We start from the raw sequence: 22,807 nt of genomic DNA, 5'->3' as shown, positions 1-22,807 counted from the left end.
GTGCAGCGTGGCCGCGCTCTATATTCAGTGCGAGGGCGTGTACTACAGATGGGAGACGCGTCGGTGAAGACCGCGGCAGTTACCCTTGCGCTTGCACTTGTGAGTGCCACTGCCGCGCTGACTCTTACGCCGACCGCCCGCGCGGACATGCTGATTGGCAACTACAGGGCGAACACCGACCGGGATCGCGGCCACGACTGGATTTGGGCGGTTCGCCCGTGCGTTTCTCGCGCACCGGGATGCCTGACCATCCAAGGGGTACCGCAACCCAACGGGCAAGCGGCACCCTACAAAGAGGACGCGTACCTGTCCAACGGCCGCTACACCATGACCGTCGATGTGCCAGACGGCGTGCGCTGCGTCGTGCAGTTTTTTCCCTCGCATGACGTCTATTCGTGGGATGCGGTCACATTGAGCGGCGAACTGGTCACCACATACGACACCGGGTGTGGCGGCGGCCCCGGGGGCACCGACACTTATCCCTTCACGCTCGTGCGATGGTAGCCGCGGGCGGGAATCGCAGTGGGTGACGCGAAGCCGCCGGAGGACTCGGCCATATCGCAAGCCGACGCGATGGCGTTGCTCGAGGAAGCCGAAGCAGAAGCCGCCGAGGCCGAAGCGTTGGCCGCCGCCGCCCGCGCGCGCGCCCGAGTCGCGCGGCTACGGCGCGTAGCGCAGGCCGAAAACACCGGGGCGCGCGCCGAATCCGCCGAGAACGCTAGGGCCAAGTCCGCCGACGAACAAGGCACCGATGTCGAAGAGCCCGATTCAGAGACCGACGAGCAAGCCGGCCAGGAAGGCTTCGAAGCTGCGGCAGCGACATCCCGGCCGAGGTGGCGCAGGGCCGCAAGCCGGTTACTGTCACTGTCAGCGATTTCCAAAGTGGCCACGATCATCCTCATCTGCGCATTTGTTGGCGCCAGCGCCTACATGCTGTGGCAAGACCGCAACGCCACCGAGCGAAGCCAACGTGCCGCGAACTTCGTCGCCGGGGCCAAGCAGGGCGTAGTCAACATGGCGTCCTTGGACTTCCACCGGGCCAAGGAGGACGTCCAACGGCTACTGGACAGCTCCACCGGCCAGTTCAGGGACGACTTCGCCCAGCGCGCAAACGATTTCGTGACGGTGGTCGAAGAGTCGAAAGTGGTCACGCAGGGAACGATCAATGCAGCAGCCGTCGAATCCATGGACGAGCATTCCGCATTAGTTCTGGTCGTGGCGACATCGTCGATCACCAATGCCGCTGGCGCCAAGGACGAACCACGCGTGTGGCGGCTGCGGGTCACCGTGACCGAAGAAGGCGGACAGTACAAGATGTCGAAATTGGAGTTCGTACCGTGAGCGGTGAAAGGGATGAAACCCACGACACCGAAACCACCGAAACCACCGAAACCGCAGAGGCGGCAGAGGCCGCACAGGCCGCCAAACGAACCAAGCGCGAGCCGAGTGCCCGGTCACGCACGCTGCGCAAAGTGAAGGTCGTTCCTGCGACTCTGATACTGCTGCTGCTGGTATCCGCCGGTGTGGCGACGTGGCTGTACTTTGAGCGCTACCAACCAAACCGACGGACCGATCCCAGCGTCGCCCGGGCGGTCGTCAGCGCGGCCTCCGAGGGAACGGTTGCGCTGCTCTCCTATTCACCCGAATCACTCGACAAGGACTTCGCGACCGCCAAGGCGCACCTGTCCGGGGATTTCCTGTCGTACTACAACCAATTCACCGAGCAGATCGTGGCTCCGGCGGCCAAGCAGAAGTCGTTGAAAACCACCGCCCACGTTGTCGGGGCCGCAGTGTCGGAGTTACACCCGGATTCGGCCGTCGTCCTTGTGTACGTCAATCAGACCACCACAAGCAAAGACAAGCCCGACCCTGCCACGTCGGCCAGCAGCGTCCGGTTGAGCATGACCCGCGTCAACGGCACCTGGCTGATCACCAAGTTCGACCCGGTCTAGGACCTCGCCAGCGACTCGCTTCAGTGCCGAGCGTGAAGCTGGCTTCACGGTGGCTGCCCAACGTGAAGCTGGCCGCACGTTCGCTAACCGCGCGGCAGCCCCAGCACCCGCTGGGCGATGATATTGCGCTGGATCTCCGAGGTTCCCCCGGCGATGGTGCCGGAAAAGCTTCGGGCGTAACGCTCGAACCAGCTGGCGAAGTAGTGGTCCAGGTTCATCGGCTCGTACGGTCCGGTCAAGGCGGGGCTGACCAGCCCGTCGGGCCCGGCGGCAGACAGGGCATGCTCAAACGCGCGCAATTCCGCTTCGGAGCCGAGCAGCTTGAGCACCGAGACGGCGGCGACGTCGTCTTCGCCGCGGGAGGCGCGCGCCAGCGCCGCCGAACCCAACAGCCGCAAGGCCTGCTTGTCCATGATCGTGGTCGCATAGTGGTCCCGGTCCAGTTCGCTGGTCGGCCGGAAGTCGGCGATCACGTTATCCAGCCGATCGGCGAAACCCAGCCACATCATCGTGCGTTCGTGCCCAAGGGATCCGTTGGCCACCCGCCACCCTCCGTTGAGCGCGCCCACCAGGTTTTCCGCCGGCACCCGCACATCGGTGAAGAAGACCTCGTTGAAATCCAGGTCGTCGGCCGAGCAGATGGACGGAAACGGCCGGCGTAATACGCCTTCGGTATCGGTCGGGATCAGTAATACGCTGATGCCCTTGTGCTTTGGCGCATCGGGATCGGTACGCACAAAGGTCAACAGCACATCGGCGTCGTGGGCGCCCGATGTCCACACCTTCTGTCCGTTGACCACGAAATGGTCGCCCTCCAGGACGGCCCGGGTACGCAACGACGCCAAGTCGGAACCCGCACTCGGCTCGCTCATCCCGAGCGAAGCGGTGATCTCAGCGCGCAGGATCGGCACCGCCCAGCGATGCTTCTGCTCGTCGCTGCCGAACGACAACAGCGATGCCGCAACGATATTCACGCCCTGCGGGTTGAAGCTGTGGTAGATCCGCCGCCGGCTGAGCTCTTCGAGGTACACGAACTGCTGCAACACCGTGGCGTTGCGACCACCGAATTCCGGTGGCTGACTGGGCAATAGCCACCCGTTCTCGAACAGCAAGCGCTGCCAGCGGCGCGCCCACGCCGGCATGTGCGACACCGACCGCGGACGCTCCTGCGTTTCGCTTGCGGGCGGCAGGTTTTCGTCAAGAAACGCCGAGAACTCCGCACGGAACGCCTCGACGTCGGAATCAAAAGTCAGCTGCACGGTACTCCTCGGCGATCCGGGCGCGATGCTGCGCGGCACCGCCGAGCATCAACTCACCGGCTTTGGCCCGCTTCAGCGCAAACTGCAGGTCGTTCTCCCAGGTGAATCCCATTGCGCCGTGCAGCTGGATGCCGTGGCGGAATACCAGCGACTGACACTCCCCCGCCGAAGCCTTGGCCATGGCGGCGGCCAGCCGGCGGCGCGGATCGTCGGCGGCGATGGTCAGGGCCGCGAAATAGGCAAGTGCGCGAGCGCGTTCCACGGCGATGTGCATGTCGGCGGCCTTGTGTTGCACCGCCTGGAACGAGCCGATCGGCACACCGAACTGATGGCGACTGCGGACATGCTCGAGTACCAGATCGAGGATGCGCTGGCACGCTCCGACCATGTGAATTGCCATGCCCGTCAACGCAATATGATTCGCCCGCTCCGCGTCGGCGGATAACCGCGAGCTGTCGGGGATCCGGACTGCACTGAACGACAGATCCGCGACGTGCAGCACCGGGTCGAACACTGATTCACGTCGAGCCGACACCTGAGGGGCCTCGACGAGAAAGACCCCGGCCTCGGTGACCACCGCCAGCCGATCGGCACGGTCGCCGTCGAGAACATGACGTGCCGTGCCGTCGAGCACCCAACCGTCGGCGTCGCGGCGAGCCGTCACCCCGCCGTATACCGCGGTGCCCGACTGGTGTGGGTCGAAGCTGTCGCCGGCCAAGGGTGCGAACTGGCTCATCGTCGCCAGGAACGGGGTGGGATCGGTCGCTTGCCCCAGCGCTTCGAACACGATGGCCAGCTCCACCGCGCTGGCCGGGTCGTAGAGCTCCGTCCAGCCCAGGTCGACGTAGGCCTTCCAGAGCGGGTCGGGGTCGACGCCGTCCTCGGCCACACTGCGGACCAGTGATGGCGGGCATTGTTTGGTGACGACATCACGCACCGTGTCCTGCCACAGCCGTTGATCGGCATCGAACTCCAACAGCATCGCGGGGCCGCCTCCTACTGGACAACGTCGTCGATATCACGCGAGAATAACATTCTCTGATGCGGAAGCAGTAATCTCGAAAATGGGTTATGAGGTGCAGTCCGATCGGTTAAGGACGCTAATGGTGGATGCCGCGACCACGCTGTGCGAGATCGAGGAGATCAAGCAGCTCAAGGCCCGATACTGTCGCTACCTGGACACCAAGCGCTGGGAAGACTGGCGTCAGCTGTTCACCGACGACTTCGTGAGCGACACCTCGCCGTCGGGCGGCAAGCGGATCGCCGGCGCCGACGAGTTCGTAGCCTTCGTTCGCAACGCACTTGGCAGGCAACCCACCGTGCATCAGGTGCACGCCCCGGAGATCGCGCTGACATCGCCGACGACCGCGACGGGGATATGGGCGCTCGAGGACGTGGTGCGCTTGGCCCCCGGCATCAATCTGCAGGGCCGCGGTCACTACCACGAGACCTACCAGAAGGTCGGCGGCCGGTGGCTGATCACGACCTCCACGCTGACCCGGCTGCGCGAAGACATCTTCAATCCGCTTTTGTCCGTTCGCATTTCACCGCGGTTGCGGGTGGTCGGCGCCGCTGTGGCACGCAGGCTTGGCTCATGAAAGGTCAAACAGTGCTTGTCACGGGCGCTTTCGGACAAGTCGGAAAGCGTTGCGTCGAGGTGATCCCGGAATTCATCGACCTGCTCGACGAACCCGCCGTCGCCGACGTCGTGCGACGTCACCGACCCACCGCGATCGTGCACCTGGCGGCGATCGTCGCGCCGCCCTCATACCGCAAGCCCGCGCTGGCCCGCGGGGTCAATGTGGACGGCACCCGAAACCTGCTAAGGGCGGCGCAAACGCTCACCGCGCCACCGCTATTCGTGTTCGCCTCCAGTGCGGCGGTCTACGGCTCGCGCAACCCCTACCGCAGCCCCGAACGCATCACCGGCGACACTCCGGTGAACCCGATCGACCAGTACGGCGAGGACAAGGTTCTGGCCGAAACGGACATCATCGAAAGCGGCCTGCCCTACGCCATACTGCGGCTGGCCGCGATCGTGTCGCCCGACAGTGCGACGACTCTCGACGGCGACTACCTGGTCCTGATGCGCGCCACTCCGGCCGACAACCGTATGCACGCGACCGACGCGCTCGCGTTTGCCAACGCCGTCGAGCGCCGCGACACCGTAGCCGGCAAGATACTCGTGATCGCCGGCAACGAATCGAACGTGCATCTGATGAGCGAGCTGCAGGACGACGTGATGGCCGCAGTAGGCATCGGCCGGCTGGGCCCCTCGGCCGGTCTGCCAGGCAATCCCGACGACGACCGGGGCTGGGCGTTCACCGGCTGGTTCGACACCGCGCAGTCCCAGGCATTGCTCGACTACCAAGAGCACGACTGGCCGGAAACCCTTGCCTGGGTTGCCGATTCGATGGGCCGGCGCCGAGCGCTGCTCATGGCGCTGGGTCCGGTGCTCCGCCCGGTGATGCGCACACTGCTTGCCGTACAGCGGCGCTGCGAGCACCGCGGACCTTACGCCGACCCGTGGGCGTTCATCGTCGAGAAGTTCGGTTCCGGCGCGCTGGCGTCCACCGCCTGCTGAGGGGTCGGCATTGGCGTCGACACGCCATCGAGCATTGCGCAATTGACCGTCGCGTAAAGCTACAGTTGCCCGAATTGCGCATGAAGTCGGGTGGTGATGAGCAAAAGCGCGGTCGACAATATGTCGCGCCGGGAATTTCTGGCCAGACTCGCTGCCGCCACCAGCACCGGGGCCCTTATATCGGTAGCTGGGCCGGTGATCGAAAAGGCTTACGGCGCGGGTCCGTGCTCGGGGCATTTGGCCGACATCGAGCACATCGTGCTGTTGATGCAGGAGAACAGGTCGTTCGATCACTATTTCGGCACACTGTCGGGAACCGACGGGTTCAGCACCGCGTCGCCGTTGTTTGCGCAGAAGGGCTGGAACCCGCAGACGCAATCGCTGGATCCGGCCGGCATCACCATTCCCTATCGCTTTGACACCACCAGGCCCCCGTTGCTCAACGGCGCCTGCATCAACGACCCCGACCACGACTGGGTCACGATGCACCTGTCCTGGAACGGCGGGGCCTGCGACAACTGGCTGCCGGCGCAAGCACGATCGCGCTCGGTGGCCAACACCCCGGTGACCATGGGATACCATGCGCGCCAAGATCTTCCGGTGCATTTCATGCTGGCCGATACGTTCACGGTCTGCGACAAATACCATTGCTCGGTATTGGGCCCCACATTTCCCAACCGGCTGTATTGGCTGAGCGCCTGGCTCGATCCCGACGGCACCGACGGTGGTCCGCTGTTGGAAACTCTCACAAACTCGCCGATCGGGAAGTACAGCTGGCGCACCATGCCGCAGAACCTCAGCGATGCCGGGGTTAGCTGGAAGATCTACAGCGACAAGATATTAGGGCCCGTCGTCAACAACTACGTGGGCTATGACCAGATCATGCAGTGGTTCAAGCAGGCCGGGGATCCGCGTTCGGATTTGGCCCGTTTCGGCGTCGCGCCGACCTACCCCCACGACTTCGCTGCCGACGTGAAAGCCAATCGGCTACCGAAAGTCTCCTGGCTGATTCCCAACTTCGTCGAGTCCGAACACTCCGCGATGCCCAACGCAGGCGGCGCCGTCGCGATGCTGGATACGATGCGGATCCTGCTATCCAATCCTGCGGTGTGGGAAAAGACCGCGCTGATCATCAGCTACGACGAAAACGGCGGCTACTTCGATCACGTGGTGCCGCCGACCGCGCCGCCGGGAACACCCGGCGAGTACGTCACGGTGCCCGACATCGACAACGTGGTGGCTTCCGGCGGCATCCGCGGGCCGATCGGCTTGGGCTTTCGCGTCCCGTGTCTGGTGATTTCGCCGTACAGCCGCGGCGGGCTGATGGTTCATGACGTTTTCGATCACACCTCACAGCTTCGCTTGATCGAGCGCCGGTTCGGCGTACCGGTGCCCAACCTCAGCGCGTGGCGCCGCAGCATTACCGGCGATATGACATCGACATTCAACTTCGCCGTCCCACCAAATCCGTCGCAAGTCAACCTGACTCGGCCCCGGGTGCTGTCGGCCCTGGCGCAATGCGGACTCGGGCTGGAGGCGGTGACGGGAATTTATCGGCTGAATCCTCCTTACCGGGTCCCGTATCCGCAGACGATGCCCGCCCAGGAGCTCACGCCGGCCAGGGGGATTCCCAGCGGTCCCTGCTGAACGCGAGCAATTTTGTTTCCCGGCAAGCCAATTCGGTGGCGTCGTTGCCGACTCTAAACTCCTGGCTATGGACAGCGAAACATACCGGCGGGGACGACAGATCCGCTCCGAAGTTCTGGGCAGGGAATATGTCGACAAGGCGATCGCCCAAGCCGACGGATTCACCGGCCCCCTACAGGATCTCGTCACCGAGTACTGCTGGGGGGCGGTGTGGGGGCGCGACGGCTTGACCCGCAAGACGCGCAGCATGCTCAATCTGGCCATGACTTCGGTACTCAACCGGCCACACGAATTGCGCACCCACATCAAGGCGGCGCTGACCAACGGCGTCACTCGCGAGGAGATCCGCGAGGTCTTCCTGCAGGTTGCCATCTATGCGGGCGTGCCGGCCGCCGTCGACAGCTTCCGCATCGCCGGCGAGATCTTCGCCGAACTCGACCAGTGCTAGTTCGTCGTCAACAGGGACCGCTGGGAATCCCACGCACGGGCGTGGTTTCCTGACCGGGCATCGACTGCGGATAGGGCACCCGATAGGGAAATGGCGAATGGTATGAATTCGCGATGTTCCCGAGCAACGCGTTCGGTACGCATTGCGGCAGTTTGGGTAATGCTCCCAGCCAGGGATTGTCAAGCTTGGGCGCCGATGAATTGGGCGGGGCGGCGAAGTTGAATGCCGATGTCATGTCGCCGACCACACCGTCGCGCCAGGGAGTCAGGTTGGGCACCGGAACGCCGAACCGCGCCCGGATCAACTTCAGCTGTGAGGTGTGGTCGAACGTGTCATGGACCATGAGCGGACCGCGGGTGTACGGCGACATCAGAATGCACGGAACGCGGATACCCAGACCGATGGGTCCGCGAATGCCGCCCGAGCCGGCTACGGCGTTGATGTCGGGCACGGTGACGTATTCACCGGGTGTACCCGGCGGTGCCGTCGGCGGCACCACATGGTCGAAAAAGCCGCCGTTTTCGTCGTAGCTGATGATCAGCACCGACTTTTCCCACACGGCCGGATTGGAGAGCAAGATCTTGAGCGCCTTCACAATTGCGATGGCGCCGACATTCACCGGAAACGCCGGGTGCTCGGACTCGAGGAACGGCGGAATCAGCCAGGAAACCGCCGGAAGCCTATTCGCTTTCACGTCGGCGGCGAAGTCCCTCGGGTAGGCCGGGGCAATTCCGTAGCGGGCCAGGTTCGACCTCGGATCCTGGGCCTGCATGAAGCTCTGCACCAGCCCGTTGTCGGAGAACGGCGAATTGATCAGCGGCCCGGTGCTCTTGTCCTGGTACACCTTCCAGCTGACGCCGGCTTCTTCGAGGTTTTGCGGCATGATGCGCCAGCTGTAGTTCGCCGCCGGCGCGAAGCCGGGCTCGACCAGCACCGGCCCGCCGTTGGTGCCGGCGGGGTCGATGTTGGCGCTCAGCCAGTACAGCCGGTTGGGCAAGGTGCCGCTCAAGACCGAGCAGTGGTACCCGTCGCAGATCGTGAACGTGTCGGCCAGCATGTAGTGAATCGGGATGTCTTTGCGCGTGTAGTAGCCGATGGTTGCGGGTGTGTCCGCAACCGAGCGAGTCACTGCCTGCGCCGGCAGCCAGCCGTTGTTGGCGCCGCCGTTCCACGAGTTGTGTATCGCGACCCATTGGTGTTCGGGGTCGTTTACGCACTCGCCGTTGAGAAATGGGCCCCGGGTGGTGTCCAGACGGAATGGCAGGGTATTTCCGGCGGGGTCGAGCGATTGCGTCTGCGGATTCCATCCCGGTTGCGCGAACACCACCGGTGGAGTGAGGTCGGCGAACCCCCGGGTACCCGACAGCGTGCCGAAGTAGTGATCGAATGACCGGTTTTCCTGCATCAATAAGACGATGTGCTCGATATCGCTCAAATGCCCTTGGCACGGCCCGGCACCATACGCCTTTTCGATTACCGGGCCGGCCCAGTCCATCAAGAATGCCGCGGCACCGGCGCCGCTGAGTTTGGCCAGGAATTCGCGACGTGGAATGCTGCGGAATTTGCTGCCGACCACGGAGCTGCCTTCCTGATCCAATTTCCGGTCACCATATCTGCGCCGAGTGGGAATTCACCGACGCCTGGTCGGCGTGTCGCGTCGCACGGTTCACGGTCGGCGATGGCCTAGAGCTGTCCGACCGGCGATCCCGCACAAACGGAGAGAATGATATTATCCGCATTGAAGAACTACACTTGCATCTAAGTCACAAAAACCCACTGTCACCAGGGATAACGATTAACCGAAATGCTTACCGGAGATCCGTTGATTGGCGGTCCAGGAAAATGTTAGATTATCTATCATATGGCCCGGCCGGTCTCGCCGTCGCAGTTGGCGGGCTGCCGAAAGCCGGAGGGTGGCTTTCGTGATCGAACATGCTGACGGAACTCGCACGCCAGTCATCGACGCCAGCGTGCACATCTTCTTCCCGTCCAACAAAGACCTGCGCTCCTTCCTCCGCGAGCCGTTCAAGAGCCGCGGTTTCCCTGACTACGAGATGGACTGGTACGGGGCACCTGGCAGCGAGTACGCGCCGAACACCGAGGGACCCGACCGCGGCTACCCCGGCTCTGATCCCGAATTCGTTGGCAATGAGCTGTTTTCGAATCGCGGCGTCGACGTAGCGGTATTGCATCCGATGGGCCGCGGCATCATGCCGGACCGGCACCTCGGCAGCGCGCTACATGCCGCGCACAACGAGATGATGGTGTCGCGCTGGCTGGAGCACGACGAGTTCGGCGCACGGTTCCGCGGCACCGTGCGGGTGAACCCCGACGACATCGCCGGCGCACTGCGGGAAGTCGAGAAGTGGCGTGAGCATCCGCGGGTCGTCCAGATCGGCGTGCCGCTGCAGTCGCGGGAGTTGTACGGCAAGCCGCAGTTCTGGCCGCTATGGGAAGCCGCCGCCGAGGCGAACCTGCCGGTGGCCGTGCACATCGAGTCCGGCGAAGGCATCGGATTTCCGCCCACGCCGTCCGGGCACACGCAAACCTATGAGCAGTACGTGAGCTTCATGGCGCTGAACTACCTGTATCACCTGATGAACATGATCGCCGAAGGGGTGTTCGAGCGCTTTCCGACGCTGAAGTTCGTCTGGGCCGACGGCGCGGCGGACTTCGTGACGCCGTTCATCTGGCGAATGGATACCTTCGGCCGGCCGCACCTGGAGCAGACGCCGTGGGCGCCGCGCATACCCAGCGACTACCTGCCCGGGCATGTGTATTTCATCCAGGGCGCGCTGGACGGGCCCGGCGACGCCGAGTTCGCCGGGGAATGGTTCGGCTTCACCGGCAAGGACGACATGGTGATGTTCGGATCCAGCTATCCGCACTGGCAGTGCGCTGACATCGGCAAGTTGCCCAAAGCGCTGTCCACCGAACAGCGCGAAAAGGTCTGCTGGCGCAATGCGGCCAAGCTCTACGGGATCGACATTTCGGTCGACCTGGCAACCAGCTAGTCGCAGAATGGACAGTGAGCAAGGGAGATCACGATGACGCTGACTCATATGCAGGAACGCGTTCCCGCCGCCGAACGCATTGCCGTGCGGTGTGTCGATTCAGATGTCCACCCGGTGCCCAAGCGCGGTGAGATCACGCAGTACATCCCGGAGCCGTGGCGCAGCAAGTTCTTCCTCGACCACCGGGTTGGCGAGCTGATCTACTACGACGCTCCTGACTACGCGCACAGCTTCGCCATGCGCACCGACACCTTCCCGCCCGATGGTGAATTCCCCGGCAGCGACCCGGATATGGCGTTTCGTCAGCTGATCATGGAAGCGGGATCCGACATCGCGATCCTGGAGCCCGGCGGCCGTACACCGCGCATTCCCGAAGCGCACCAAGCGTATTCGACCGCTCTCAATCACTGGCAGGCCAATCATTGGCTGGACACCCACAACAATTGGCACCAGCGCTGGCGCGGCTCGATCTGCGCGGCGGTCGAGGAACCCGAGGGCGCCGCCCGCGAGATCGAGGAGTGGGCGGGACACCCCTACATGGCGCAGGTGCTGATCAAGGCCGAGCCGCGGCCGTCCTGGGGCCATCCCAGGTACGACCCGGTGTGGAAGGCGGCCACCAAGCATGACATCACGGTGAGCTGTCACCTGTCGCGCAGCAACTACGAGATGTTGCCGACGCCGCCGGTGGGTTTCCCCAGCTACAACCACGACTTCATGGTGACGTACTCGCTGCTGGCCGCCAATCAGGTGATGAGCCTGATCTTCGACGGTGTCTTCGACCGGTTCCCGACATTGCGGATCGTCTTCGTCGAGCACGCGTTCACCTGGATCCTGCCGCTGATGTGGCGCATGGACGCGCTTTATGCGGCCCGCAAACACCGGATGGAGATCAAGCGCAAGCCGTCGGAGTACGTCAAGGAACACATCAAGTTCACCACCCAACCGCTGGACTACCCCGAAGACAAGACCGAGTTGACCCGCGCACTGGAGTGGATGGAGTGCGACAAGATCCTGCTGTACTCCTCGGACTACCCGCACTGGACGTTCGACGACCCACGGTGGTTGGTCAAGCACTTGCCCAAGGCAGCGCGCGAAGCCGTGATGTTCCGCAACGGCATCGCGACTTATCACCTGCCGGAGACCGTTCCGGTTCTCGAGGGTCAAGTCCGGGTTCACTGAGTTGGCCTCCGCAGAAGAAGGGGCGACGGTTAAGCGGCCCCGCCTAGCCCAGGGCCGCGAGCATGTCGTGGCGACGGTGGACGAAATCCCGCCGGGCACACATAAACTCGTGCCGATCGGACGCCACGGCGTGGGCGTCTATAACGTCAACGGCACCTTCTATGCCATCGCCAACTACTGCCCGCACCAAGGCGGTCCGCTGTGCTCGGGCCGTGCCCGGGGACGCACGATCGTCGACGAGAGCGCGCCCGGCGACGCCGTCATGGTTCGCGATCTGGAATACATCTACTGCCCTTGGCATCAATGGGGTTTCGAACTCGCGACGGGAACGACAGCGGTCAAACCCGAATGGAGTATCCGCACCTACCCGGTCCGCGTCGTCGGCAAAGACGTGCTGGTGATGGCGTGACACTACAGGAGAATCACGTGTCTTCGGTCGAGGTGAACGGCGGCAAGGTGGTCTACGAAATCCTCGGCGAATCAGGCGATCTCATCGCCATGACGCCGGGCGGCCGGTTCAGCAAGGACGTCCCGGGTTTGCGTCCGCTGGCGCAGGCCCTGGTCGACGGCGGGTACCGCACGCTGTTGTGGGACCGGCCCAATTGCGGTGCCTCCGATGTGCAGTTCTACGGGCAAAGCGAATCGCACATGCGCGCCGAGACCCTGCACGGCCTGCTGGGCGAACTCGGAGTCGAGCGGTGCATTCTGGCCGGCGGATCCGGTGGCGCAAGGGATTCCATGCTGACGACCATGCTCTATCCGGAGCTGGTGACCAAACTCGTGGTGTGGAACATCGTCGGCGGCATCTACGGCACGTTCGTGCTGGGTTCCTACTACGTGGTGCCGAGCATCCTCGCGGCACGCGGAACCGGAATCGACGGCCTGATGAAGGTGCCCGAGTGGCGCGAACGCATCGAGGAGAACCCGAACAATAAGCAGCGGTTCCTCGACCTGGACCCCGACGAGTTTTTGCAGGTAATGCTGCGCTGGCTCAACGCGTTCGTATCCAAGCCCGGACAGACCATTCCCGGCGTCGAGGACGAAATGTTCGGCCGCATCAAGGTTCCCACGTTGATCATCCGCGGCGGCGAGAACGACTGGGACCACCCGAAGCGCACGTCGCTCGAGGTCAGCTGCCTGATCAAGGGATCGACGCTGATCGACCCGCCCTGGCCGGAGGACGCATGGGAGCGCGCCAGCGAAGAGCGCGCCGCGGGGAAGGTCAAGCACTTCAATATGTTCGACACCTGGGTGCAGGCCGCTCCGGCGATCCTCGAATTCCTGAGGTCATGATGCGGTCAACGGGTGCGAATGTGGACCTCACAGTTGAGCGAGGCTTCGAGCGCAGTGTGGATCCGGCTTTCCGGCACGCGATCGAGGTCGTCTTCGCGCAGCGTCACATAGACGATGTCGAAACCGTCGTCGCCCGGCTCGCGCAGAATTTCGCCGGTGAGCCCGAATCCGGACAGGACCCCGCGCGCGTCGTCGTCGGTGCCCCGGCTCACAAAAGTGACCACGCCTGCCACCGGACTGGTGTTGAAAGCCCTGCCGCACAGCTCAATTGCGGTTCGCTTGGCCGATTCGACGTCGTCGGTTTCGATGAGCAGTTCCAGCTCGCGGCCGGGATCGTGATGGACCACATCGGCATCCAGCGCTTGGAGTGCGGCCATGCCCTCGCGTAGTTGTCCGGGACTGAGCACACGGGTCGGGTCCACGTTGACCCGCACCACCGCAGTCCGCATGCGGGCTAGCCTAACCGCAACTGAGGCGGGCTGATCGATGGAATACACCGATACCGCATTCCGGACCGTCGCCTGGTCGGGCTGTGCGCCCCGGCTGCTGACCGACTCCGACGCCCCCGAATACCGGCCTGTTCTCGATACCGACCAACTGCTGCGGGAAATCGAAGCCAGCGGGCTGGTCGGTCGCGGCGGTGCCGCGTTTCCGCTTGGGGTGAAGTTGCGGGCGGTACGGGACAACGGCCGCTCTGGCGGCCTCGCCGCCAAAGGGGCTGTCGTCGTCGCAAACGGTGAAGAGGGCGAGCCGGCGTCGGTGAAAGACCGCTGGCTGCTGCGGAACCGGCCGCATCTGGTGCTGGACGGGTTACGGTTGGCCGCGGCTATTGTCGGCGCCCAACGCGCGTATGTCTATGTCTCCGACCGGGATTCGGCACGCAGCGTCGAAGGGGCGCTCGGCGATTTGGACCCCGACATCCTCGGCGTCGCTGTCGAGCTGCGCACCGTCGAGCCCGGCTACGTGGCCGGTGAGGAGACGGCGGCCGTGCGTGCCATCGACGGGGGCCCCGCCAAGCCGACCGACAAGCCGCCGCGCCCCTTCGAAGCGGGCGTGGGCGGGCGCCCGACATTGGTCAGCAATGTCGAGACCCTGGCGAATGTGCCCTACGTACAACGCCGCGGTGCAGCCGCATTTCGCTCGCAGGGCACGGTGCATTCGCCGGGTACGTTTTTGGCCACCATCACCGGCGCCAACCGGGCACCGGTTCTGTACGAACTCCCGCACGGCCTGCCGTTCACCGAATTGCTTTCGCTGCATGGTGTTTCGTCCGAGCAGGTGCGCGGCGCGCTGATGGGCGGCTACTTCGCCGGCTTCCTGAATCGCAGGGTGCTGGATACCACATTGGATCACGAGACGATGCGCGGCCTCGGCAGCGGTCTGGGATGCGGCGCGATCACGGTGATCACCGACGAGTGCCCCGTCGCGGTCGCCGCGTCGGTGCTGGCGTACTTCGACCGCGAAAACGCCGGACAGTGCGGATCCTGCTTCAACGGCACCGCTGCGATGGCGGCCGTTGCCGCGGCATTGCGGGATTTCGTTGCGACACAAGAAGATCTCGGCCGGCTGCGGCGATGGTCGGTGGTATTGCGCGGACGTGGGGCGTGCGCGACGCTGGACGCCGCCACCAATGTGGCGGCGACCCTGCTCGACCAGTTCCCCGACGAGGTGGACCGTCATCTGGGCGGCACATGCGTGGATTGCACCCGGGGCGCATTCCGCGCCGACCGTCCCTATCAGGCGGTGAGCTGAGCATGAAGATCCGTCTCGACCGCACCGTGTGCGACGGTTTCGGGCTGTGCGCCAAACATGCTCCCGGGTACTTCTCGTTGGATGACTGGGGATACGCGTCGCTGATCGGCGACGGCACCGTAGCGGACGCCGACCACGACGCGGTGATGCGGGCGCTGCTGGACTGCCCGGTGCATGCCATCACCGAGATCGGCGACCCTCGACCAGAAGTCGTGCATCCCGCCGCCGCCGGCCCGGAGGATCCGGCCGAGAACCTCAAAACCGAGGACAACGAAGCCCAGTGGGGGTTCACCCGGTGACCGGACGGTGCACCGGGCGCATCGCGTTGGTCACCGGAAGCAGCAGGGGCCTGGGCATCCACTCCCCGCCGTCGGGCACGGCCGTCGTGGTGAACACCTTCGGGTCCGCACCGCCCTGCGGCTCGGTCATCGAGAAACACGACACGATCCGCTTGTCCAAAAGCGGCTCCAGGTATCGCTTCTTGAGTTCCGGTGTGCCGTAATGTGCGAGTATCTCGCTGTTGCCGGAATCCGGTGCCTGCGAGCCGAACACGATCGGAGCGCATTCCGAGCGGCCGAGAATCTCGTTGAGCAGCGCCAGCTTCAGCTGGCCGAACCCAGGCCCACCCAGATGCGCACCGAGATGGGTGGCCCATAGGCCACGCTCTTTCACTATCTTCTGCAGCGGCGGGATCAGTGCCCGGCGAACGGGGTCGGTGAGGTCATGGGATTCCTTGACCAGCAGATCGACCGGCTCGCATTCGGATCGCACGAAGTCGTTCACCCACGCCAGCTGTTCCGCCCATTCCGGGTCGGTGCAGAAGTCCCAAGCCACGCGCCGGTCCTTGCTACCGCTGAGACCACTTGTGACGAAGCGCGGCGGCCTCATCGGTGGCGTGACTGATCACTTGGTTGCGGTTCTCCAGTTCAATGGCCGGCGCGAACCCGGCTGCATCGGTATTCACCTGCAGCGCAGTCTTTGTCAGTTGCACACCGAGTGGCGCGAGGTCGGCTATCTGTCCCGCCAACTCGAGCGCGTGCTCGAAAAGCCGTTCCGGTGAGACGAGTTGGCTCACCAAACCCCGCCGGTCGGCCTCCTCGGCGGAAACCGTGCGGCCGGTGAGCATCCAGTCCGCGGCCACACTGGCGCCGACGATGCGGGGCAGGTGGTAGCTCATGCCCATCTCCGCACCCGACAACCCCAGCAGGATCGCGGCGTTGCCGAACGTCGCAGCCGTCGAACAGATCCGGATGTCGGCAGCAAGACACAGGGCCAGTCCCGCGCCGACGCACGGCCCGTTGACCGCGGCGATCACCGGCTGCGGCAGGTTGCGGATCGCCTGCGGGATCGCGGCCATCGCCTCCTGGAAGCGCAAGCGGTCGATGGCCGGATCGGTGGCCGTAGGTACGTCGGCGCCGAAGTCGCGCAAATCGATGCCGGAGCAGAACCCGCGACCCGTGCCGGTGATGACGACCGCATTCGGGGCGTTGCCCGACGCGGCGGCGTCGGCCAGACCGGCGAACGCCTGCATGAACTCCGCCAGCATCTCGTCATTGATGGCATTCAGCCGCTCAGGGCGATTGAGCCGGAGCACAAGAACGCCGGCGCGCGGCATCTCCTGAACCAGCGTTTCCGTCACATCAGACCCCTGCTCATCCTTGCACCGAGATGATAACGTAATTCTCGTATTCGCATAATGGGCGTACCGCGTTGACGAACTCCCGGAGGTTACGTGTCAGCAGCACCGGGACGACCACTGCCCCTGGTCACCAACGACAACGAATTCTTTTGGACCTCAGGCGCCGACGGCAAGCTGCGTTTCCAGGAATGCCAGCGCTGCCGGTCACTGATTCACCCGCCCGCGCCGGTATGCCGCTATTGCCGCTCTCGCGAAATCGGAGTGCGGGCGGTATCCGGCAAGGCCGTCCTGTCCGGCTTCACGGTGAACCATCGGTTCAGCCTGCCGGGGATGCCGGCGCCGTATGTGATCGCACAGGTGGCGATAGCCGACGATCCGCGAGTACGGCTGACCACCAACATCGTTGACAGCGATCCCGACCGGCTCGAGATCGGTCAAGCGGTGGAAGTCGTCTTCGAGCAGATCGAGGATGTGTGGCTGCCGCTCTTCCGGCCCGCCCCGGATGCCGAGCCCCGCCCACTCCCGGAAGACGAGATCGCCCCGGAGCGCTTCGGCGAATACGTGCGGCCCATGCTGACCACTGAGAAATTCGAGGACAAGGTCGCGCTGACCGGGATCGGCATGTCGCCGATCGGGCGGCGGCTGATGGTTCCCCCGCTGTCGCTGACGGTCCAGGCGTGCGAGGCCGCTGTCGCCGATGCGGGCCTGACGCTGGCCGACATCGACGGACTGTCCACCTATCCGGGCGGCGGCAACCTCGGCGGGTTCGGCGAAGGCGGCGTGACCGCGCTGGAGGCGGCGCTGGGTATCCGGCCGACGTGGCACAACGGCGGCATCGAGACCTTCGGGCCGGGCGGATCGGTGATCGCGGCGATGCTCGCGATCGCCGGCGGCCTGGCGCGTCACGTGCTGTGTTTCCGGACGCTCTGGGAAGCCACCTTCAACGAGCTGATGAAGCAGGGCAAGATCACCGGATCCATGGGACGCACCGCCGGCTGGCAGTTCCCGTTCGGCGCCACCTCGGCCGCGCACACGCTGGCGATCAACGCGCAGCGCCACTTTCACCGCTACGGCACCACGAGAGAGACGCTGGGCTGGATCGCATTGAACCAACGGGCCAACGCCGAACTCAACCCGACCGCGGTCTATCGCACGCCGATGACCATGGACGACTACCTCAACGCCCGGCCCATCACCACACCATTCGGCCTCTACGACTGCGACGTGCCCTGTGACGGCGCCATAGCCGTCGTCGTCTCCGCGGTGGACGCCGCACGCGACCTGGCCAAGCCACCCGTATTGGTGGAGGCGGTGGGCACCCAGATCGTCGAGCGAATCGATTGGGACCAAAGCACTCTCACGCACGAGCCGCAGGTGCTGGGCCAGGCCGCCCACGTGTGGACCCGCACCTCATTGCGCCCGCACGACGTCGACGTCGCCGAACTGTACGACGGGTTCACCATGAACTGCCTGTCCTGGATCGAGGCACTGGGATTCTGCGGCATCGGTGAAGCCAAGGACTTCCTGGACGGCGGGAAGAACATCGCTCGCGACGGCCAGCTGCCACTCAACACCCACGGCGGCCAGCTTTCGCACGGCCGCACCCACGGCATGGGTCTGCTGCATGAGGCCGTCAGCCAGCTCAGGGGTGAGGCCGAGGATCGTCAGGTCGCCGACGCCCGCGTCGGCGTGGTCAGCAGCGGCGGCCTAACTCCCAGCGGCGTGCTGCTGCTGCGGGCCGACACATGAGCGCCCCCGTTCCACGCGTGGCGGTCGTCGACGGGGTGCCCATGTCGGGCATGCTCGCCGAAGCGCCGGACCCGAAAGCCGTCGTCGTGGCCATCCATGGCGGCGGCACCAGCGCGGTCTATTTCGACTGCCCGGGACATCCGGACTTGTCATTGCTGCGCCTGGGAGCATCACTCGGGTTCACCGTCGTTGCCATTGACCGCCCGGGTCACGGCAGCTCCGCAGCGTATCCGGAGTCGATGGAAGATCCCGAACACCGAGTCGATCTCGCGTATGGGGCGATCGATCGCATCCTGGGACAGCGACCACGCGGAGCCGGGTTGTTCCTGCTCGGCCATTCGGGCGGGTGCGAACTGGCCATCCGGATTGCCGCCGAGAACGGCGTCGAACGCGGCGCAGACCTGATCGGCCTCGAATTGGGTGGTACCGGAAGGCGTTACCACCCGGCGGCCAAGGAAGTCATGAATGCGGCGGCTCGACAGGAACGGCCGCCGGGTGTACGTGATCTGCTGTGGCAGCCGCTGGAGCTTTATCCGGCCGACATCCTGCGAGGTATCACGAACTCTGCGGCATCTCCCGCCTACGAACGCGACATGGCGTTGAATTGGCCGCATCAAGACTTCCCGGCGCTGGCGCCCAAGGTGCGGGTACCGGTACGGTTCACCGTCGGCGAGCACGACAACGTGTACCGGGCCGACGCGACGGCGCTGGCCGAGATCAGCGAGATGTTCTCCGCGACACCATGTTTCATCAGCCACCGCGAGCCGGCGGCCGGGCACAACCTGAGCCTCGGGCACACCGCGGCCGACTACCACCGCGGCGTACTCACCTTCGTCGAGGAATGCGCGGCGGCCGCAGCCTCGAATGTGAAGCCAGCTTCACCCTCAGGCTCGAACGTGAAACCAGCTTCACGTTCGGCGGCAGTACTTTCCCATCCCTCAGCTCACCGTCGAGGAGGACGCCCAATGACCAAACCGAAGCTCGTCTTCGATCCATTCTCCGAAGACTTCTTCAACGGCGCATGGGACACATACCGGCGAATGCAAGAGGAAACGCCGGTCTACTACAGCGAGGAATACGACTTCTACGCGTTGACCCGCTACGAGGACGTGGCCGCGGGACTCAAGAATTTCGAACACTATTCGTCGGCATACGGCATCGACTTGTCGATGGTGCGCACCGGAAAGCCGACGGAGCATAAGTCGATCATCTTCATGGACCCGCCTGACCACCGCCACATGCGCAGCTTGCTCAACAAGGTCTTCACGCCGCGCGCCATCCAATCCCAGCATCAGATGGTCGGCGAGAAGATCGACAAGTACCTGAGCAAGGTCGATCCCGACCGCTTCGACGTGGTGCAGGACTTCTCCGGTCCCTTTCCCGTCGAGGTGATCACGACCATGCTGGGCGTGCCCGAGGAACACGCCCAGCGCGTGCGGCACCTGATCGACGAGTCGCTGCATCGCGAACCCGGACAGGTCGAGGTGGGCGAGCGCGGCATGCAAGCCAACATCGAAACCGGGATGCTCTACTACGAAATCCTGCAGCAGCGTCGAGCCGAGCCGCGCGACGACCTGTTCACCAAACTGATCAACGCCGAGATCGAACGTGACGACGGCCAGATGACCAAGCTCGACGATATTGAAATCGCTGGATTCGCAACGCTATTGGGCGGTGCCGGCGCCGAGACGGTGACCAAGCTGATCGGCAACGCGCCGGTGGTTTTCGCCCGCTTCCCCGACCAGTGGCAGAAGCTGCTCGACGACCGCAGCAAGATCCCGGCGGCTGTCGAAGAGCTACTGCGCTATGAGGCGCCCTCCCAATATCAGGTTCGATGCTCGACCACAGAAGTCGAGCTGCACGGCGTCACCATCCCGGCCATGAAGCCGGTGTTCCTGATCAACGGCGCCGCCAACCGCGACCCCCGAGCCTGGACGGATCCCGAGAACTTCGACATCGACCGCGACCGGCACGAGGCTCTGAACCTCAGCTTCGGCTACGGAATTCACAGCTGCCTCGGCGCGGCGCTGGCTCGGATGGAAAGCATGATCGCCCTGGAAAAACTGCTCGACTTCATGCCCCGCTACGAGGTGGACTGGGCCAATTGCAACCGCGTGCACATGCAGAACGTCGCGGGTTGGAAGAACGTACCGGTAAAGGTGTTGCGATGAAAGTTGATGTGGACTGGGACCTCTGCGAGAGCAATGGCGTGTGCATGGGCATCGTCCCTGCGGTGTTTCAACTCGGCGACGACGACATGCTCACCATCCTGCAGCCCGAGGTCGCGCCGGAGAACGAAGAGCTGGTGCGCGACGCGGTCCGGCAGTGTCCACGCCAGGCCATCTCGATTCAGGAGTAGCGACTCCGAAAACCCGGATCACGCCCCGGGTACGGCGATACGATCGGCTTCGCCCCACGATCGGAGGAGCCATCCATGCCGTTTGTCATCGCCACGCCGGACTTGTTAACCACGACCGCAACGGATTTGGAAAGCATCGGCGCCGCGATCAGCGCCGGGAATGCTGCCGCCGCGGCGCGAACGACGGGAGTGGTGGCGGCCGCGGCCGACGATGTCTCGGCGGCGATCGCGACGACGTTCGGCCAGTACGGGCACGCCTACCAGGCGGTCAGCGCTCAAATGGCGACGTTCCATGACCAATTCGTCCGCGCGCTGAGCGCCGGCAGTGCTGCCTATGCCGGCGCGGAGGCCACCAATGCCTCGCCCATGCAGCAACTCCTGAATCTGATCAATGCCCCCACCGAAGCGGTGCTTGGACGCCCGCTGATCGGCAATGGGACCGATGGAGCGCCCGGCACCGGCGCAAACGGCGGGGCCGGGGGGCTGTTGTTCGGCAACGGCGGCAACGGCGGCAGCGGTGGGGGTGCGCACCCCGGCGGTGGCAGCGGCGGTGACGCGGGACTGTTCGGCAACGGCGGCCGCGGCGGGGCCGGTACGTCCGGCGCGTCGGGTGGTCGCGGCGGCAACGGCGGCTTTTTCTATGGCAGCGGCGGCGCTGGCGGAAGCGGCGGGAACGCGACCGTCGCGGGCGGTAACGGCGGCATGGGCGGCAACGGCGGCTCGGCCGGCCTGTGGGGCCACGGCGGCGCCGGCGGCAGTGGCGGCCTGGGCGCCCAGGGCGCCGACGGCGTCAACCCCGGCCCCCTCCCCAACCAGGGAAGTCCGGCGCAGAGCGGAGCCCCGGGCCTGCCCAACTCCACCGGCACCGGCGGCCCCGGCGGGTCTGGCTCCAACGGTGTCAGCACCAACGGCGTTGGTCAGGCCGGTGGCAACGGCGGAATCGGCGGAACCGGCCAGGACGGCAGCGGAATCGGCGCCGTAGCGGGCGGCAACGGTGGCTCGGGAGGTAACGGAGGTTTCGGTGCCACGGGCGGCAACGGTGGCCAGGGCGGTGACGGCGTGGGGGGCAATAACACGATCACCGTCGGTGGTGCGGGTGGTGCTGGCGGTACCGGCGGGGCCGGTGCTGCTGGCGGCAACGGCGGCAACGGCGGTGACGGCGGCAACGTCGGCGGCACCGGCGGACCCGGCGGTACCGGGGGCACCGGCGCTACCGGCGGCACCGGCGGTAAAGGCGGCGCCGCCGACCCGCAATCCGATGCGATCGGTGGCGCCGGCGGCGCGGGCGGGACCGGCGGAACGGGTGCCCCTGGCGGCAATGGCGGCAATGGCGGCGCCGGCGGCGCCGGAGGCCGCGGCGGGTTGCTCTTCGGCGACGGCGGCGGTGGTGGTATCGGCGGGGACGCCGGTATGGGCGGCGCCGGCGATACCGGTGGCAATGGCGGTAAGGGCGGCGGCGGCGGCGCGGGCGGCGCCCAGGCAGACGAAAACGGCGGCGCCGGTGGTAACGGCGGCACCGGCGGCGACGGCGGTGCAGGCGGCGCGGGCGGCAGCGGCGGCAATGGCGGCGCGGGCGGATCCGGCGGACTGATTTACGGCAGCCACTCCGGCGTCGCCGGCGGCGGCGGAACCGGGGCCGGCGGCGGCGCAGGCGGGACGCCCGGTCTGGGCGGCAGCGGCGGATTCGGCGACGCGTCAGGCCCGGACGGCACCGTCGGCAACTCCGGCCAACAGGGCGCCGCCGGCGCCGGCGGCCTCGACGGCCTGCCGGGCTGAACCCGACAACTCGCGAATTCGCCCGCTCCGGGACACGTTTGATTCCTGCCCGTAGCGTCGATCCCTGACGCTGACGCAGATTTCTGCCCGCAGGCTGCCGCGCCGACAGCGGCTACGGTGAAGTGAGGGGTCGGGTCAGAATCCGAAGGAGGGGGG

The 22,807-nt window shown here is 65.3% G+C and carries 22 protein-coding genes and 2 pseudogenes; 18 read left to right on the top strand and 6 right to left on the bottom strand.

Going from position 1 to position 22,807, the window contains the following annotated elements; translation table 11 throughout:
* Positions 1-48 precede the first annotated feature (48 nt).
* The 3 genes from BST12_RS04860 to BST12_RS04850 all read left to right on the top strand — a co-directional run bounded on the left by BST12_RS04860 (position 49) and on the right by BST12_RS04850 (position 1,952).
* Positions 49-504, top strand: a complete 456-nt coding sequence (locus tag BST12_RS04860) for a hypothetical protein (protein WP_083111859.1) — start codon at positions 49-51, stop codon at positions 502-504.
* Positions 505-573: 69 nt separating this feature from the next.
* Positions 574-1,341, top strand: coding sequence for a hypothetical protein (locus BST12_RS04855; protein WP_139801495.1), 768 nt, complete (start codon positions 574-576; stop codon positions 1,339-1,341).
* Positions 1,338-1,952 (top strand): hypothetical protein, encoded by a 615-nt coding sequence (locus BST12_RS04850; protein ID WP_083111857.1) that lies wholly within the window; start codon positions 1,338-1,340, stop codon positions 1,950-1,952. The genes BST12_RS04855 and BST12_RS04850 overlap by 4 nt, the downstream gene beginning before the upstream one ends.
* Before the next feature lie 83 nt (positions 1,953-2,035).
* On the opposite strand, the gene BST12_RS04845 is transcribed toward BST12_RS04850, so the two are convergent.
* Both BST12_RS04845 and BST12_RS04840 read right to left on the bottom strand, forming a co-directional pair.
* Complete coding sequence (locus BST12_RS04845; RefSeq protein ID WP_083111856.1) at positions 2,036-3,211, bottom strand: acyl-CoA dehydrogenase family protein; 1,176 nt, start codon at positions 3,209-3,211, stop codon at positions 2,036-2,038.
* Entirely contained in the window at positions 3,195-4,193 is a 999-nt protein-coding gene (locus BST12_RS04840; RefSeq protein WP_083111855.1) for an acyl-CoA dehydrogenase family protein, read from the bottom strand. Before BST12_RS04840 ends, BST12_RS04845 begins: the two co-directional genes overlap by 17 nt.
* 121 nt (positions 4,194-4,314) lie before the next feature.
* On the opposite strand from BST12_RS04840, the gene BST12_RS04835 reads away from it, so the two are divergent.
* From BST12_RS04835 to BST12_RS04820, 4 genes are all read left to right on the top strand, one after another.
* Positions 4,315-4,809 carry a nuclear transport factor 2 family protein gene (locus BST12_RS04835; protein ID WP_083111854.1) on the top strand — a complete coding sequence of 165 codons (495 nt, stop codon included), beginning with the start codon at positions 4,315-4,317 and terminating at the stop codon, positions 4,807-4,809.
* Positions 4,806-5,795: an NAD-dependent epimerase/dehydratase family protein gene (locus tag BST12_RS04830; RefSeq protein ID WP_083111853.1), complete on the top strand. Its 990-nt coding sequence runs from the start codon at positions 4,806-4,808 to the stop codon at positions 5,793-5,795. Before BST12_RS04835 ends, BST12_RS04830 begins: the two co-directional genes overlap by 4 nt.
* 96 nt (positions 5,796-5,891) lie before the next feature.
* Positions 5,892-7,442: a phospholipase C gene (locus BST12_RS04825; RefSeq protein WP_083111852.1), complete on the top strand. Its 1,551-nt coding sequence runs from the start codon at positions 5,892-5,894 to the stop codon at positions 7,440-7,442.
* Between the two features lie 67 nt (positions 7,443-7,509).
* Complete coding sequence (locus tag BST12_RS04820) at positions 7,510-7,890, top strand: carboxymuconolactone decarboxylase family protein (RefSeq protein WP_083111851.1); 381 nt, start codon at positions 7,510-7,512, stop codon at positions 7,888-7,890.
* Positions 7,891-7,897: 7 nt separating this feature from the next.
* Here BST12_RS04820 and BST12_RS04815 read toward each other — a convergent pair whose 3' ends face one another.
* Positions 7,898-9,385, bottom strand: a complete 1,488-nt coding sequence (locus tag BST12_RS04815; protein WP_083111932.1) for a phospholipase C — start codon at positions 9,383-9,385, stop codon at positions 7,898-7,900.
* A 427-nt stretch (positions 9,386-9,812) separates the two neighbouring features.
* On the opposite strand from BST12_RS04815, the gene BST12_RS04810 reads away from it, so the two are divergent.
* Genes BST12_RS04810 through BST12_RS04795 form a run of 4 tightly spaced genes read left to right on the top strand, consistent with a single transcriptional unit; the run spans position 9,813 to position 13,376 of the window.
* Positions 9,813-10,904, top strand: a complete 1,092-nt coding sequence (locus BST12_RS04810) for an amidohydrolase family protein (RefSeq protein WP_083111931.1) — start codon at positions 9,813-9,815, stop codon at positions 10,902-10,904.
* Positions 10,905-10,937: 33 nt separating this feature from the next.
* Positions 10,938-12,083 carry an amidohydrolase family protein gene (locus tag BST12_RS04805; RefSeq protein ID WP_083111850.1) on the top strand — a complete coding sequence of 382 codons (1,146 nt, stop codon included), beginning with the start codon at positions 10,938-10,940 and terminating at the stop codon, positions 12,081-12,083.
* A gap of 1 nt (position 12,084) precedes the next feature.
* A complete protein-coding gene (locus BST12_RS04800) occupies positions 12,085-12,492 on the top strand; it encodes a Rieske (2Fe-2S) protein (protein ID WP_083111849.1) in 408 nt (135 codons plus the stop codon).
* 17 nt (positions 12,493-12,509) lie between these two features.
* A complete protein-coding gene (locus BST12_RS04795; RefSeq protein ID WP_083111930.1) occupies positions 12,510-13,376 on the top strand; it encodes an alpha/beta fold hydrolase in 867 nt (288 codons plus the stop codon).
* A gap of 5 nt (positions 13,377-13,381) precedes the next feature.
* Here the strand turns inward: BST12_RS04795 and BST12_RS04790 are convergent, their stop codons facing one another.
* On the bottom strand, positions 13,382-13,825 hold the full coding sequence (locus BST12_RS04790) for a hypothetical protein (RefSeq protein ID WP_083111848.1): 444 nt from the start codon (positions 13,823-13,825) through the stop codon (positions 13,382-13,384).
* A gap of 37 nt (positions 13,826-13,862) precedes the next feature.
* Here BST12_RS04790 and BST12_RS04785 point away from each other — a divergent pair, with 37 nt between their 5' ends.
* Together BST12_RS04785 and BST12_RS04780 are read left to right on the top strand one after the other, a co-directional pair.
* Positions 13,863-15,128 carry an NADH-ubiquinone oxidoreductase-F iron-sulfur binding region domain-containing protein gene (locus BST12_RS04785; RefSeq protein WP_083111847.1) on the top strand — a complete coding sequence of 422 codons (1,266 nt, stop codon included), beginning with the start codon at positions 13,863-13,865 and terminating at the stop codon, positions 15,126-15,128.
* A 2-nt stretch (positions 15,129-15,130) separates the two neighbouring features.
* Positions 15,131-15,427, top strand: coding sequence for a ferredoxin (locus BST12_RS04780; RefSeq protein WP_083111846.1), 297 nt, complete (start codon positions 15,131-15,133; stop codon positions 15,425-15,427).
* Positions 15,428-15,482: 55 nt separating this feature from the next.
* On the opposite strand, the pseudogene BST12_RS04775 reads toward BST12_RS04780, so the two are convergent.
* Positions 15,483-15,962 (bottom strand): annotated as a pseudogene (locus tag BST12_RS04775) (acyl-CoA dehydrogenase family protein); the annotation flags it as partial.
* Between the two features lie 13 nt (positions 15,963-15,975).
* Positions 15,976-16,767, bottom strand: coding sequence for an enoyl-CoA hydratase/isomerase family protein (locus BST12_RS04770; protein ID WP_372510963.1), 792 nt, complete (start codon positions 16,765-16,767; stop codon positions 15,976-15,978).
* Between the two features lie 93 nt (positions 16,768-16,860).
* Between BST12_RS04770 and BST12_RS04765 the strand changes: the two genes are divergently transcribed.
* The 5 genes and pseudogenes from BST12_RS04765 to BST12_RS04750 all read left to right on the top strand — a co-directional run bounded on the left by BST12_RS04765 (position 16,861) and on the right by BST12_RS04750 (position 22,651).
* Positions 16,861-18,516, top strand: a complete 1,656-nt coding sequence (locus BST12_RS04765) for a thiolase C-terminal domain-containing protein (protein WP_083111845.1) — start codon at positions 16,861-16,863, stop codon at positions 18,514-18,516.
* Positions 18,513-19,292, top strand: a pseudogene (locus BST12_RS31875) (alpha/beta hydrolase); the annotation flags it as partial. The gene BST12_RS04765 and the pseudogene BST12_RS31875, both read left to right, overlap by 4 nt.
* Before the next feature lie 189 nt (positions 19,293-19,481).
* Complete coding sequence (locus BST12_RS31870) at positions 19,482-20,687, top strand: cytochrome P450 (RefSeq protein WP_170062051.1); 1,206 nt, start codon at positions 19,482-19,484, stop codon at positions 20,685-20,687.
* Positions 20,684-20,875 carry a ferredoxin gene (locus tag BST12_RS04755; RefSeq protein WP_083111843.1) on the top strand — a complete coding sequence of 64 codons (192 nt, stop codon included), beginning with the start codon at positions 20,684-20,686 and terminating at the stop codon, positions 20,873-20,875. The genes BST12_RS31870 and BST12_RS04755 overlap by 4 nt, the downstream gene beginning before the upstream one ends.
* Positions 20,876-20,950: 75 nt before the next feature.
* Positions 20,951-22,651, top strand: coding sequence for a PE family protein (locus BST12_RS04750; protein ID WP_083111842.1), 1,701 nt, complete (start codon positions 20,951-20,953; stop codon positions 22,649-22,651).
* The last annotated feature ends 156 nt before the right edge of the window (positions 22,652-22,807 follow it).

It is taken from the genome of Mycobacterium angelicum (genome assembly GCF_002086155.1).
Taxonomy (GTDB): domain Bacteria; phylum Actinomycetota; class Actinomycetes; order Mycobacteriales; family Mycobacteriaceae; genus Mycobacterium; species Mycobacterium angelicum.
Note: the sequence above shows the minus strand (reverse complement) of the source record. Positions and strands in the feature narration are given on the sequence as shown.